This is a genomic window from Empedobacter sp. UBA7248, from assembly GCF_002472945.1.
Classification (GTDB): domain Bacteria; phylum Bacteroidota; class Bacteroidia; order Flavobacteriales; family Weeksellaceae; genus Empedobacter; species Empedobacter falsenii_C.
Genome location: NZ_DKSU01000008.1, coordinates 470,783 through 484,530, shown reverse-complemented (window position 1 = coordinate 484,530; position 13,748 = coordinate 470,783). Strand labels below are relative to the sequence as shown.

Below are 13,748 nucleotides of genomic sequence, written 5' to 3'. Positions count from 1 at the left end.
AAATAGTGATTATGAGTGATTCATGGAAAGAATACGAAGCAGAAGGATTAATTGAAAAAAGATCCTTTTTAGTTTCAAAAGATGGTCTTGTAAAAAAATTATACACAGGACAAGATAAATACAAAATCTTAGAAGGAGCGATTAACAACGGTTATCGTGCTATTTGGGTAACAAAAGCAGACGGAAAACGTACAGCTAAATATGTACATAAAATGGTTGCCGAAACTTTTTTACCAAATAAAGACAATAAAGAATATGTAGTGCATTTGGATCATAACAAATTAAACAACGCAATGGATAATTTGAAATGGGCAACATTGGACGAATGGAAAGAGCACAACAAGGATTTATTTAGAATGATGAAAGGACGTTCTCGTTTAGACAGTATTCCAAATAGCAAGTTGACAGAAGCACAAGTTATTCGTCTAAAAAAGAAATTAATTGATCCAAATAGAAAAACAAAAATTTCTACACTAGCAAAACAATTTAATATTTCTCAAGGTCAGGTTTACCGTATCTTAAGAGGTGAAAATTGGGCTCATATAGAAGTTAAAAAAGACTAAAAGACAATATTTCTTTACAGAACTTTAAATTAGTTTTTATATCTTGTTCGACAGATTGTTAAAAATTAAAAAAGTTCTTATGTCGAAATTGACGTTTAGCGCGCTTATGATTTCATTATTTTCTGTGACTACATTTGCACAAAATGCAGAGAAAATAATTGAAACTCATATTCAAAAAACAGGAGGTGAAGCAGCTTGGAATAATTTGAACAGTATTATCCTAAAAGGAGAAGCCATTATAAATGTTGGAGATTCTTATCCAATGATTGTTTATCATCAACGCCCTTACAACAAAAAAGTAGTGTTTGTGATGAATGGAAAAGAAATCTTGAACGAAGGATATGATGGTAGAATGGGATGGACATACAGCGAAGTTGCGAAGAAAAATGTAGCTGTAAAAGATTATAAACCAGACTCTTTTGACTCTGATGTATTGAAATATAAACAAAAAGGATTTAAGGTAAAATACTTAGGTATAGATAAATACGATCAAAATAATAGTTGTTATAAAATCGAATTAACAAAAAATGCGAATTCAACAGTTTATTGTTTTGACAAAAATTCTTACGAAATTGTAATGGAGAAAAATAAAGATGAAACACTTTATTACTCTAATTTCAAAAATTACAATGGATTATCTTTCGCTACCAAAGTTGTGGGAAAACCTACAGAGGGAGGAGAATATGTCATCAAATTTAATGACATAAAAATCAACCCAGCAATAGATAAGAAAAATTTTAAATTCTAAATATATAAAAAGTGGTTCATCAAGGATCACTTTTTTATTTCTGTTGATTTATACTGCTTAGGTAGTATAAGTTTTTTACTTTTGTACTCTGAATGAAGAAATTAAAATATGGCTTTAGACTCTATATTTGATCAAAATAAAAAATACGAGAAGAGCTTTTTTCTAAGATTATTAGAGAAAGCAAGAAAAGATTATCCAGATTCAATTTCTTTTATAGATGATCTAATTTCTAAACTTCAAAATAACCCTACATATCGATTAATTTTTCGCGAAGAACTTCAAAATACATTCGGGAAAATCAATTTCGTTAGCTATTTAGTAGATAGTGGAATTCATCTGGAAGATAATTTATTATCCATTTTTCGAAAGAAAATAATGGATTCTCTTTTACCAGATATTGAAGATAATAATGAATTAACTTCTGTGGTAAATGAGATTTTTTATAATTCGAAAAACTTATCAGCAATCCGAATTATTCCAAGAGATCGTTGGCGAAAATTTTTCGAAGTATTGTATCAAGATATCGAACCAGATAATTTTAAAGGAAACGTTAATAATATTCAGAATCAGCTTTTACAAGCAATTTCTATTTTGACGGTTCGTATTACTGGTGGGTTTTCGGACAAAGAAATGATGCGTTACAGTAACGAGGTTAATTATCTTGATAATCCATTCTCTAAACTTTCGATGCAGATTAGTAACATTATCGAAAATCCGCAAGCTGGATTTGATATGTTAGAGATTAAAGAAAGTATTTCTAAATGTAAACATTTGTTAAATGATATTTTAACGCAAAAAGATTACAAAGGAATTTCATTGAAAGTTGCATCAAAAATCAATCGTTTGCAACAACAATTGGTTCGTCTACAAACAATTTTAAATAGTTATAATGAACTAAGATTACACGGAATAATTTCTTTCTATAGTCTTGCAACAAAGAAATGGGTTGAATTTTATGCACCAAAGAATTTTATGAGTAATCAGTTAGGTTCTACGGTTTATTTAATCACTTTCTTAGTGACTTATCATAATGGTAAAACGGGAGAAAAGTATATTACGCAGACAGCTAAAGAGTATAATAAGATGTTTTGGACAGCTTGTGGAGGTGGTTTTATCGTTTCATTTTTGTGTTTTATTAAAACGGGAATTGGAAATATACATGATACATCGCCACTGTTTAAAGCGTTTTTCTTTAGTATTAATTACGCTGTTGGTTTCTGTACGATTTATTTGACACATATGACACTTGCTACAAAACAGCCTTCTATGACAGCGGCTCGTTTAGCTCGTTCGCTTGTGCCAACTTCTGGATCTGAACTGAATGTGAAAGATTTTACAACTTTATTTGCGCAATTAGTAAGAAGCCAAATGATTGCTTTTTTAGGAAATGTTGTTGCTGGTTTTGTTGTTTCATTAGGAATATTTTATTTACTGAACGAAATCTTAGGATTAGAAGTTTTAAAATATTCTAAAGCTTATCATTATTGGGAAGAAGTGGTGACAATGGATTGGCATATTTTTTACTTCGGAGCAATTGCTGGAGTCTTCTTATTCCTTTCAGGATTAATTTCGGGAATTACAATTAATAATCAACGTTTTCATAATATTCCAGAACGTATTTATAATCACCCAATTTTGAAGAAATCATTTTCAGAACGTAGAAGAAGAAGAATTTCGAATTGGTTTGAGAAAAATATGGGAGGGGTTGTCGGTAATGTTGCATTCGGTTTTATGATGGGATGTGCTTTTTTGATTGGTGATTTTACTGGTCAACCTTTCGATATTCGACACATTACTTTCGTTTCAGGAAACTTCGCGATTGGTATTGGAGGAATGGGCTATCATTTTGATATTGGACCAATGATTATTGGTTTTATTGCAATTTTTATGGTAGGTTGGAGCAACTTCTTAGTTAGTTTTATCTTATCATTATTAATGGCAATGCGATCTAATAATATTCCTTTTTATAAGATTTTTACGATGATTTCACATACATTAAAAGCATTTTTCCGAAATCCATTACCATTTTTTATTCCGCCTTTATGGACAAAAAATAAAGAAGAAGCTTAGTTAGAAATGGAAACAAACTTAGAAAAACAATTACGTTACGATAAAGCTTATCTTAAAATGGCTTTTGAATGGGCGAATCTATCCTATTGCGAACGCAAAAAAGTTGGTGCAATTATTGTTAAAAATCGAATGATTATTTCTGATGGTTACAATGGTACGCCAAGTGGTTTTGAGAACAAATGCGAGGATGAAGAGGGGAATACAAAATGGCATGTTTTGCACGCTGAAGCAAATGCAATTCTAAAATGTGCAACTTCTACACAATCTGCAGAAGGAGCGACATTGTATATCACTCTTTCGCCTTGTACAGATTGTAGTAAACTTATTTTGCAAGCAGGTATAAAGCGCATCGTTTACATTCAACAATACAAAGACCTTTCTGGGTTAGAGTTTTTAGAAAAATCAGGAATTACAATTCGACAAATTACAGAAGAAGAATTATACAGTTAACATTTCAATGAGAAGTTTTTTCAAGGTTATTAATATCGTATTAGTTGTGATGATTATTTTCTTAATCGGTTTTATGGTTGGGAAAAAATACGACTTTGCGTTCGATGAAAACAAGGATATTGTAGGTTTGCAATATTCGGATAACGAACAAAAAATTCGTCGATTAGTTTCTTTGATTGACAATGAATATGTGAACGATGTTAATTCGGATAGTTTGGTTGATGATGCGATTCATTATATGGTTGCCAAGCTAGATCCACATAGTACATATATCGACAAAGCTTCTGTACAAAAGGCAGAAGAACAATTGAAAGGTGAATTTGTTGGAATTGGAATTCAATTTCGCACAATGAACGACACCATTGTTGTTGAACGTACTTTACCTGGAACGAAAAATTATGGCAAACTAGAATTTGGAGATCAATTAGTTGCTGCAGACAATCAATCTTTGGTTGCAAAAGATAATAAAACAATAGAAGGTTTATTGAAAGGGAAGAAAGGATCGGAAGTTAAACTATCTGTTATTCGCGATCAAAAACCAATTTCTGTTACGCTAAATCGTACTATTGTACCAATTCCTACGGTTACTGGAAAACATATGTTAACGAAAGATATTGGTTATCTTAAATTGACTCGTTTTTCAGAAAATTCTGCAAATGAAGTTCACGAAGGTTTGCAAAATTTATTGGATCAAGGAATGAAAACTTTGGTGTTCGATTTACGTGGAAATCCAGGTGGAATCATGCATATTGCAGAAGAAATAGCTGATGAATTCTTAACAAAAAACGAATTGATTGTTTACACACAAGACAAACAAAAACGTAAAAAATATATTTACGCTACAAATAGAGGTCTTTTCGAGCAAGGAAAAATTTACGTCTTAATGGATGAAAATTCTGCTTCCTCGAGTGAGATTGTTGCGGGTGCTTTACAAGATTATGGACGTGGAATTATTGTTGGTCGTCGTTCGTTTGGTAAAGGTTTGGTGCAACGCGAAATTAGTTTAGGAGATGGTACTAAGGTACGTTTGACTGTTGCAAATTATTACACGCCTTCTGGTCGATCTATTCAAAAACCTTTCGATAAAAAAACGGCAAAATACAGTGACGATTTATACAAACGATTAAAATCGGGTGAATTATATAGTAAAGATTCAATTAAAATTAATAAAGACTTAGAGTTTACAGCGCCTTCAGGTAAAAAAGTCTACGGTGGTGGTGGAATTATTCCTGATGAGTTTGTTGCATTAGATACAAATTCGGTTTCGAATTGGTTGTATTATAATCAAGATGCAAATTATTTTAATGATTTTTTATTCAAGAAAATTTATTCAATTCACGATTTTTTCATGTTTCATAACGAAGCAATTTATCTGAAATATTTCAGTGCTGGAATGTATAGAAATGAGTTTTTAGGTGTTTTAGGAATTCCTTCAAATGAGTTTAACCCTGTTTTTTCAACAACTGTTGATAACTACATGAAAGCCACAATTGCTGGAACTTTATATGGTTCGCGTGCATTTTATCAAGTTTGGATGCCCGAAGATGAAATGATAAAGCGTATTTTTGAACTTGAAAAAATAACGAAGTAAATGCTGTGGAAAGATGCTTTGTATGACTATCAAATGTATCTGAAATTAGAAAAAAGAGTTTCTGCTAATACAATTGAAGGTTATCTACGCGATATTCAAAAATTAATTAATTATTCTGATAAACAACCTTTAGATTATTCGCAAGATGATTTGAGGGATTTTGTACACGATTTTGCGTCGAGCGAATATAGCGTGCGTTCGCAAGCTCGTGTTATTTCTGGCTTGAAAAGCTTTTTTGGATACTTACAACTCGAAGATTTTAGAGAAGATAATCCAACTTCTTTGCTCGAAACACCAAAAATTGGAATGAAACTTCCTGATGTACTTTCTGAAAAAGAAATTGATAAAATGATTGAAGTAATTGATTTATCAAAACCAGAAGGACAGCGCAATCGTGCGATTATAGAAGTGCTTTATGGCTGTGGTTTGCGTGTTTCGGAATTGATAAATCTCAAAATTTCTGATCTTTTTTTTGATGATGGTTTTATTCGTGTCATTGGAAAAGGAAACAAACAAAGACTGGTTCCGATTAGCGATTATACGATAAAATATATTAACTTGTACAAAGAAAGTATTCGTATTCATCTTCCTATACAAGCTGGTTTCGAAGATTTTTTGTTCTTAAATAGACGAGGTAAAAATCTTACACGTGTGATGATTTTTACAATCGTAAAAGAATTATCGATAATTGCTGGAGTAAAAAAAACAATTAGTCCACATACGTTTCGCCATTCTTTTGCGACTCATTTATTGAAAAATGGAGCAGATCTTCGTGCTATTCAGTTGATGTTGGGACACGAAAGTATTACGACGACTGAAATTTATACGCATGTTGATCAAGAATTTATTCGAGATGCGATTATCAAATTTCATCCAAGAAATAAATAGAAAATTGTCATTCCGAATGAAGCGATTGTGAAATTGAAGAATCTTTTTTAGTTATAGATTTCTCGATGAAAATAGTCATTCTGAACTCGTTTCAGAATCACACTTGTTTGATGAGATGCTGAAATAAATTCAGCATGACATGACGGATACTCAAAATAAATAATAATCATTAACCTAAAAAGATGATAAAATCGTTTAAATTTTGTCCAAATTGTGGACATTCTATCGATCATTTTGATTTTAGAAAAATGTCGTGTAAAAATTGTGATTTGGTTTATTATCAAAATGTGGCAGCTGCTGTTGCGGTTATTCTAAAAAAAGAAGATAAAATTCTTTTTACAGTTCGAAATAGAGAACCAAAGAAAGGAATGTTGGATTTGGCTGGAGGTTTTACAGATCCAAATGAATCGGCAGAAAGAACGTGTCAACGAGAGATTGAGGAAGAATTAGGAATTAAAATTCCATTAGAGAATTTCAACTATTTTTTATCTCAACCCAATACATATGAGTACAAAGAAGTTCCATATAAAACGTGTGATTTAGCATTTATTGCAGATTTTCCTGATGAAGAAATTACTCTTGAAAAAGATGAAATTGAAGAAGTAAAGTGGGTTTCTATCAACGAAATTAATTTAGATGAAATAGGTTTTGATTCGTTGAGAAAAGTGGTGGAAATTTATATTAAAAATCAATAAAAATGAATTCTGATTCTTTTCCAATATTGAATTCTGAACGATTGCTTTTTCGACAAATTGTTCAAGAAGATATTCATGATATTTTTAAAGGCTTATCGCATCCAGAAGTGATAAAATATTATGGAGTAAGTTATAAAACTTTAGAAGAAACTCAGGAACAAATTGATTGGTACAAAGGATTAGAAGAAAACGAAACAGGAATTTATTGGGCGATCTGTTCTGTTGATAACTCTACTTTTTACGGAGTTGGAGGTTTGAATAATTTAGATAAAAAGAACAAAAAAGCTGAAATTGGATTCTGGTTATTGCCTGATTTTTGGAACAAAGGATTTATGAAAGAAGCATTTCCTCTTATTTGTGATTTTGCTTATAATTCGTTGAATTTGCATAGAATAGAAGGTTATGTTGATTCGAGAAATATAACTTGTAAAAAAGCAATCGAAAAAATGGGCTTCATTTTTGAAGGTTCTATGAGGGATTGTGAAATAAAAGATAATCAATTTCTTAGTGTAGATATCTATTCGAAATTGAAAACTGATTAATAAAATTTATTATGAAAAAAATACTTTTACTAAGTGCGTTATTTTTAACAATTGTTTCATGTAGCACGCAAAATATAGCTGTAGATTATGAACGAGATTTTGATTTTGAAACAAATAGAACATATTCTTTTACGCAAACAGGAAATTTAGGTTTGAATGATTTAGATTCTGCCAGATTATATTCGTCGATTGAAAAAGGAATGTTGTACAGAGGTTTTCAGAAATCGAATGATGGAATTTTAACAGTAGATGTGAAGCCGGAAGAGTTTGTTTCAAAACAACAGAATTCTAATGTTGGAATTGGAATGGGAACGGGCGGTTATGGTTTTGGAGGTGGAGTTTCGGTTGGAATTCCGATTATGTCTCAAAAATTAAATCAAAATTATACGATTTCGATGAAGGATGAGGGAAGATTAGTTTGGGAAGGAACCTTGAAAATTCAAATGCCCTTGAAAGCTTCTCCGGAAGTTCGTGCAGCGAATATTCAGAAAGGTGTAACGAAATTGTTGCAAAAATTTCCACCTAAAAAGAAATAATAGAAAAGCCTTGATAAAATAACTTAGCAAGGCTTTTTTTATTTTTTATAATTTGAAAATTAATTCGTTTTCTTCTGATTGTTGAAGTTTAGATTTTTGTAAAAGTTTCAATGTTTCAGGTTGATTTGCATTTGCTTTAGCAGCAATTTTATCTAATTTCAATTCATTTTTTGCATAATCTACAATGGCGTTTAGAACTTCTGTTCCGTAACCTTTGTTCTGAAATTTGCGTTTCAAACGAATGTTAATAACTGCGCCGTATTTCGTTTGACGCAAACCTCCCCAACCAACAAATCGTCCGCTTTTTTTCTCGTGAACACCCCAAAGACCAAAACCATGTTCTTGGTAATGTTTCTCCATATTTTCGATAAAAAACTTCGCTTCGTCTTCAGATTTATACGGTTTTTCGTTGACGATTTTCATCAATTCTTTGTCAGAATTTAATTGAAATAATTCGAATGCATCAATCTCAAAAAACTCTCGTAAGACCAAACTTTTTGTTTCGCAAATAACTTTCATTAAAACTTTTTAGTTGTTGCAAAGTTACTTCGATTTGGAGAATAAAAAAAGTCTTACATTTTGGAGAAAGACTTTTTATTGCTTATTTTTTTGTTCCAGTTTTTGCTGGAGTTGTTGTTTTAGGAGGCGTAGCTGTTGCTTCCGAAACCTTTTGATTAATCTCTTGTGTTAAGATTTGTCTTTTTAGATTGAAGATTTCTGTATCTTTTTGATCAATCTTAGCGTCCAAGTCTTTTACTTTTTGAGTCAAATCGGTAACTTGTTTTTCTTTTTCATTCAATTGAGTATAGAAAAGTTTCGATTTTTCTCCAGAACTATTCAAAGCAGAATATAATTCTTGCAAATTAGTATCGTGCTCTTTTTGAGCCATTCTAATCATAGATTGTGCATTCGACAAAGCTGTATCTTTGATGTATAATTCGCTTTTTGTTTTTGCTAAATCTTTTTCAAGATTCTCTATTTTCAAATTTGCTAATGTCAATTCTTTAGATGTATTCGATTGATCGTCTAAAGCTTTGTAATAGTTAGCTTCCAATTCTTGGTGTTGTTTCTGAGGAACGCAACTTGCAATAGCAAAAAGAGCGAAACAACAAAGTACAATTTTTTTCATTTATATAATCTTAAACGTCTAATTCTAATAAAACAGGACAATGATCTGAGTGCTTCGCATCTGGTAAAATTGTCGCACGTGTCATATTTTTTTCTAATGTATTACTCACCATATTGTAATCGATTCTCCAACCTTTGTTGTTATTGCGCGCATTTGCACGGTAAGACCACCACGAATAATGATGAGGTTCTTTTACAAAATAACGAAAAGAATCAATCATATTACATTCATCAAGAAAAGCAGTCATCCATTCTCTTTCGACAGGTAAAAAACCAGAAACTTTTGCATTACGAACAGGATCGTGAATATCAATTGCTTCGTGACAAATGTTATAATCGCCACAAATTACAATGTTTGGATGAGAGATTTTAAGTTCTTTGATATAATCTTTAAAATCTTCGCAAAATTGTAATTTAAAATCTAATCGATCAATATTTGTTCCACTTGGCAAATACAAACTAATTACAGAAACATTGTCAAAATCAAGTCTCAAAACGCGACCTTCTCTGTCAATATAATCTATTCCAGTTCCTATTTGTACATGATTTGGTTTTATTTTCGAGAAGATAGCCACTCCGCTGTATCCTTTTTTTTCTGCTGCATGCCAATAAATGTGATAACCCAATTCCTCAAAAGGCTTTGTGTCCACTTGTTCTTGCATAGCTTTTGTTTCTTGAATACATAAAACATCTGGTTGCGCAGCTTCTAACCATTCAACCAAACCTTTTGTCATCGCAGCGCGAATTCCATTTACATTGTAACTGATGATTTTCATAGTTAGCGAAATTACTAAATATTTATGACGGATTGATTTAGAATGATAAATAAAGTGAATATTTTTTGTAACTTTTTAGAAGTTAATGCGTCTATATAATAAAAGACATCTATATGAAATACATTTTTCTTCCAATTTTAATATTCAGTTCGTTAGGATTTGCGAGTTGTTCGGTTGATTTAAATTCTAAATCACCAGCTTCTAATTATTTAGATCGAGTAGAAGCGAGTAGTAATACAGTTACGGAAACACGTAAAGTTGCTTCTTTTGAAGGAATTGACGTAAGTAGCGCAATAAGTGTTACAGTTGAGGATGGTAATTATAATGGTCAAATTTCTGTTGAAGCGCCAGATAATATTATGAATAGAATCACGACTGAAGTGAAGAATGGTGTTTTGGTGATGAAAATTAATGGAACAGTAAATTTGAAAAATTCTTCTATTAAAATTAAATTCTCACATCAAAAATTACGTTCATTTAATCTTTCTGGAGCAACGAATGTAACGGTTTTACCAACGCAAAAAGTAGAAAAAATGGCGGTTGATTTATCAGGAGCAAGTAATTTGAAATTAGACGTTGTTTCTAACTCTATTTCGGTTGATAATTCTGGTGCATCAAGTATGAAAATTTCTGGAAATGTACAGGATTTAAATATTTCGGTTTCGGGAGCTTCTTCATTTGTTGGAAAAGAATTGAAAGCTGCAAATGTAGTTGTTGATTGTTCAGGAGCAAGTTCTACAACAGTTTGGGCTGTGAACAGTTTGACTGCTGATAGTTCTGGAGCGAGTTCTGTTCGTTATGTAGACGAAAATGGTTTGAAAACTAAAGTGAGCACTTCTGGAATGTCTTCTATTAAAAGAATAAACTAATAGTTTTTGTTTAAAACTATATTACGTTAATATTTAGTACTACAAAAAAAATCGGATGAAATTCATCCGATTTTTTTAATATCTATTTTTTTTTATTTATTAGAATTGCCAACCTAATGTCAATAAGAATAAATTGTTGTCTAATTTAACTTTTGGAGCATAAGTATTAGGTAAAGAAACAAATTCATTATTAGTATTAATATAATATGATCCTCCAATCAACTGTTGATATTTTTGCGTTTGATATTGATAAGCTGCATCTATATAGAATCCACCAAAATCATATCCTAAACCAAAACTTGCACGATTAATATCTCCTTGAAATGCTTTCGATAAAACAGCTGCATTTGTCACAACATTGTTTTCGTTCGCAATATCCATCGTAAAATCTTTGTAAGGAGAAGTTATATAATTATAACCCGCTCTTACTTTGAAACGATCTACACGGTATTCCGCACCAACTCTAACTTCACTTGAATTTTTTACAACATCATTGATGAAATTATTATCTCCATTAAAATATTGTGTAGGCTTTAGTTTCGTGTCATTGTTCATGTGGTACGTATAATCAGCACCAAGTGATAAATTTTTACCAACAACAAAACCTAAACTTCCTACAAGGCGACCGCCACGAGTCATATCGTAATCAGAAGAATACATATAATAAGAATCTACGGCAGTTTTATCGCTGTTAAAATTAGCTGAGTAAAAATCTTTAGAAATATTGTACCAAACTGGAGAATGATAAGCCGCACCTAAACGTACATTGTGATTCACTTTATAAATAGCACCTAAAGAGAAAGAAAATCCTTGCCCAATTTCATTATATGGAGCTCCATCTGCATTGTATACGTAAGTTTTTCCATTGTTGTCATCACGTTCTGCGTATTGTTCGTAACCTGAATAGTTTGTTTCGTGGAAGTTTAATCCAAATCCTAAATAAACTTTGTCGTCATAGCTTGTTCCTAAATTAACAGAAAATTTAGATTTGTATCCATCTATATCTTTGATGTAGCCATTGAAAGTTCCGTCTGGATCAGCAAATTTAATTCCTTCATTTGTTCCAATTGATGAATAATTGTCTAAACGCTGATTAAGATAAGCGACACCAACTGTGAAACGATTCCATTTTGAAGCTTCATTTGCAAAAACAAAAGTTCCTCCAAATTGTTGGAAATCAAAATTACTTTCAGATTCTTTGATATTAGTTCCGAAATTAGTTTTGTTACTAAAAGTAGAAACACCAGCTGTTACTTGTACGTCAGAGTTAATTGCTACTCCTAATCCAGCAGGATTTTGCTCGACAGAAGTAATATCACTTCCTAATGCACCAACAGCTCCACCAACACCAATATATTTAGCATTTCCGCTGTTAATATCTTGCGAATATAAATTTATAGCATTTGTAGAATACTGAGTTTCGTACCCTTTGTTCTGTTGTGCAAAAGCCAATGTACCAGCTAAGGTACAAAGGCTTAATAATATTTTTTTCATTTATATATGATCTAAATCTAGTTATCTTCTTCCTCCACCACGAGAACCTCCGCCTCCTGTGCTACTTCCGCGAGAACCACCTCCCATGCTTCCGCTACTCATACTGCTACCTCTACTTGGAGAAGGTGTTGAATATGATGAGCGAGAATTGTTCATGCTATTTGTTCTGTCATAGCTTCTTGTTGGTTGTTGATATTGTTGCGCTTCGCGAGTCGGTCTTGTGTTGTAAGTAGGCTGTTGTGTTTGTGCTGGTCTTACTTCACGAGTTGGACGTGTGTTATTCATTTGTCCTTGATCAACAGAAGGTCTTACTTCTCTTGTAGGACGAGTTCCGTTAATTTGACTTTGGTCTACACTTGGTCTTACTTCACGAGTTGGACGTGTATTATTCATTTGTCCTTGATCAACAGTAGGTCTAACTTCTCTTGTAGGACGAGTTCCGTTAATTTGACTTTGATCTGTACCTGGTCTTACTTCGCGAGTTGGACGTGTTGTATTGTTAATTGTATTATCACGAGTTGGTCTTAAACCTGTAGAGATTTGGTTGTTTCTACCATTTAAGCTTCCAACAGGACGAGTAGAATTAATCGTGTTATTTAAACGACCACCGTTTCTGTAACCTGGTTGAGAATAAATTCCTCTTGGACGATTGTATCCATAGCCATAATAACCAGGATATCCGTAACCCCAACCGTTATTCCATCCGTAGTAACCTCCATAATATCCACCATAGTAAGGTCTATTCCAACCCCAACCATAATATCCATTATACCATGGATCGTTCCATCCCCATCCGAATGAAATACCAAATCCATTTCCGTACCATCCACCATACCAAGGATTGTAATATCCCCAACGATATGGATTATAGAAACCTCCCCATCCGTAGTTATACCAAGGATAGTTGTTCCAGATATTAATTTCTACACCATCATTACGTCCCCAATCGTATGTGTTACCACTTGAATAAGAAAGTGTAAAATCATTATTGTTAAAATAGTTCCAACTATTCCAACCATTATAATTTACTTTAACTTTGGTTGCTGATTTAGATTGAGTATTATCATTTGTACTATCAACATCATCTTGGTAATAAAATTGTTCTGCTCCATTTCCTTCTGCATCAAAGTATGGACTACCAATTTTTATTTCCCCTTGATTTTCTTGTTCTCCTTGCTCGTTACCATATTGTGGTTGAGCTTGTTGATAGGTTTTATCTGTTTTCGGATTATAGTAAACTCCGTCGCTTTCGTAACCACTTGGTTGATAAGTCGAACAAGATGAAATTCCTAATGCAGCCACAAGAATTAATGTAGTTGCAGAAATTTTATTAGAAATTTTATAAACTTTGTTCATAATTATAAATTTACATCGTTTGTAATAATTAAATTTGCATAA

15 protein-coding genes are annotated in these 13,748 nt (G+C 32.2%); 10 read left to right on the top strand and 5 right to left on the bottom strand.

Going from position 1 to position 13,748, the window contains the following annotated elements; translation table 11 throughout:
• The first annotated feature begins 11 nt into the window (after window positions 1-11).
• From B4A23_RS09295 to B4A23_RS09255, 9 genes are all read left to right on the top strand, one after another.
• Complete coding sequence (locus B4A23_RS09295) at window positions 12-563, top strand: HNH endonuclease (RefSeq protein WP_038332702.1); 552 nt, start codon at window positions 12-14, stop codon at window positions 561-563.
• Window positions 564-642: 79 nt separating this feature from the next.
• Window positions 643-1,311, top strand: a complete 669-nt coding sequence (locus B4A23_RS09290; protein ID WP_260392500.1) for a LolA family protein — start codon at window positions 643-645, stop codon at window positions 1,309-1,311.
• 108 nt (window positions 1,312-1,419) lie between these two features.
• Window positions 1,420-3,381, top strand: coding sequence for a site-specific recombinase Gcr (locus B4A23_RS09285; protein WP_280035452.1), 1,962 nt, complete (start codon window positions 1,420-1,422; stop codon window positions 3,379-3,381).
• 6 nt (window positions 3,382-3,387) lie between these two features.
• Window positions 3,388-3,831, top strand: coding sequence for a deoxycytidylate deaminase (locus tag B4A23_RS09280; protein WP_125349767.1), 444 nt, complete (start codon window positions 3,388-3,390; stop codon window positions 3,829-3,831).
• A gap of 7 nt (window positions 3,832-3,838) precedes the next feature.
• The gene (locus B4A23_RS09275) at window positions 3,839-5,422 is read left to right on the top strand and encodes a S41 family peptidase (protein WP_180905187.1); all 1,584 of its coding nucleotides are present in this window, start codon (window positions 3,839-3,841) and stop codon (window positions 5,420-5,422) included.
• The gene (xerD, locus tag B4A23_RS09270) at window positions 5,423-6,310 is read left to right on the top strand and encodes a site-specific tyrosine recombinase XerD (RefSeq protein WP_180905186.1); all 888 of its coding nucleotides are present in this window, start codon (window positions 5,423-5,425) and stop codon (window positions 6,308-6,310) included.
• 182 nt (window positions 6,311-6,492) lie between these two features.
• Window positions 6,493-7,005, top strand: coding sequence for an NUDIX hydrolase (locus B4A23_RS09265; RefSeq protein WP_291119244.1), 513 nt, complete (start codon window positions 6,493-6,495; stop codon window positions 7,003-7,005).
• 2 nt (window positions 7,006-7,007) lie between these two features.
• Window positions 7,008-7,547 (top strand): GNAT family N-acetyltransferase, encoded by a 540-nt coding sequence (locus tag B4A23_RS09260; RefSeq protein WP_180905184.1) that lies wholly within the window; start codon window positions 7,008-7,010, stop codon window positions 7,545-7,547.
• Between the two features lie 11 nt (window positions 7,548-7,558).
• Complete coding sequence (locus B4A23_RS09255) at window positions 7,559-8,083, top strand: DUF4136 domain-containing protein (protein ID WP_291119241.1); 525 nt, start codon at window positions 7,559-7,561, stop codon at window positions 8,081-8,083.
• Between the two features lie 45 nt (window positions 8,084-8,128).
• Here the strand turns inward: B4A23_RS09255 and B4A23_RS09250 are convergent, their stop codons facing one another.
• The 3 genes from B4A23_RS09250 to B4A23_RS09240 all read right to left on the bottom strand — a co-directional run bounded on the left by B4A23_RS09250 (window position 8,129) and on the right by B4A23_RS09240 (window position 9,987).
• A complete protein-coding gene (locus tag B4A23_RS09250; protein ID WP_280062073.1) occupies window positions 8,129-8,602 on the bottom strand; it encodes a GNAT family N-acetyltransferase in 474 nt (157 codons plus the stop codon).
• A gap of 82 nt (window positions 8,603-8,684) precedes the next feature.
• Window positions 8,685-9,212 carry a hypothetical protein gene (locus B4A23_RS09245; RefSeq protein WP_291119238.1) on the bottom strand — a complete coding sequence of 176 codons (528 nt, stop codon included), beginning with the start codon at window positions 9,210-9,212 and terminating at the stop codon, window positions 8,685-8,687.
• Window positions 9,213-9,222: 10 nt separating this feature from the next.
• Entirely contained in the window at window positions 9,223-9,987 is a 765-nt protein-coding gene (locus B4A23_RS09240) for an exodeoxyribonuclease III (protein ID WP_115001807.1), read from the bottom strand.
• A 113-nt stretch (window positions 9,988-10,100) separates the two neighbouring features.
• On the opposite strand from B4A23_RS09240, the gene B4A23_RS09235 reads away from it, so the two are divergent.
• On the top strand, window positions 10,101-10,856 hold the full coding sequence (locus B4A23_RS09235) for a head GIN domain-containing protein (protein WP_280062072.1): 756 nt from the start codon (window positions 10,101-10,103) through the stop codon (window positions 10,854-10,856).
• A gap of 99 nt (window positions 10,857-10,955) precedes the next feature.
• On the opposite strand, the gene B4A23_RS09230 is transcribed toward B4A23_RS09235, so the two are convergent.
• Complete coding sequence (locus B4A23_RS09230) at window positions 10,956-12,350, bottom strand: OmpP1/FadL family transporter (protein WP_291119235.1); 1,395 nt, start codon at window positions 12,348-12,350, stop codon at window positions 10,956-10,958.
• 21 nt (window positions 12,351-12,371) lie between these two features.
• Window positions 12,372-13,706, bottom strand: a complete 1,335-nt coding sequence (locus tag B4A23_RS09225; RefSeq protein WP_291119233.1) for a hypothetical protein — start codon at window positions 13,704-13,706, stop codon at window positions 12,372-12,374.
• Window positions 13,707-13,748: the final 42 nt, after the last annotated feature.